This window comes from Shewanella sp. YQ_9 (assembly GCF_043103185.1).
GTDB classification, from domain to species: domain Bacteria; phylum Pseudomonadota; class Gammaproteobacteria; order Enterobacterales; family Shewanellaceae; genus Shewanella; species Shewanella algae.
Genome location: NZ_JBICJO010000043.1, coordinates 1 through 666, shown reverse-complemented (window position 1 = coordinate 666; position 666 = coordinate 1). Strand labels below are relative to the sequence as shown.

Sequence of the window (666 nt, the reverse complement as noted above, 5' to 3'; positions counted from 1 at the left end):
AATGCCCCCGAAACTGACTTGGTACTGACCCTGTCCAACGGCGCCAGCATCACCATTGCGGCAGGTCAGACGTCCGGCACCGTGACCGTTGATGCTCCCAGCGATGATGTATTTGTTGATGCGGAAACTCTGACCGTAGGTATAGATAGTGCACAAGGTGGTAATTTTGAAAACCTGGATACCAGTGACACAGCTTCCACACTGGTAAATGACACTACCGACACAGTTTTTGCCCAGATCAGCGTAGACAAAACCAGTGTCGCTGAAGGTGGTGAAATCACTTATACAGTGACTTTGGTCGATGCCAACGGTAACCCGGTAACCCTTCCTGGTGGTGCTTCGGTTACCCTTGCACTTGATTGGAGTGGTACAGCATCTGCGGCAGATGTTGATAATTTACCTCCAAGCGTGACCATTACCGGTGATAGCCATCAAAGCTTTACGGTTAATACCATTAACGATGGTGTCTATGAAAATAGCGAAAATCTAAGCGTCGCCATTAGTGGTGTTACTGACGTCGATAATAGCCTTGAACAACTGGAGATAGGCAGCAACAACAGCGCCGACACCACTATTCTCGACGCCCAGGATGCGCCTGTGGTCGGCATCGTCGCCGATCAAAGCAGTGTTACCGAGGGTGAGACCGCCGCCTTCACCGTCAGCATC

General features: G+C 50.8%; 1 protein-coding gene. It reads left to right on the top strand.

Annotation, left to right across the window (positions count from 1 at the left end; all coding sequences use genetic code 11):
- On the top strand, positions 1-666 hold a 666-nt coding region (locus tag ACF8D4_RS14030; RefSeq protein ID WP_392465325.1), incomplete at both ends, for an immunoglobulin-like domain-containing protein.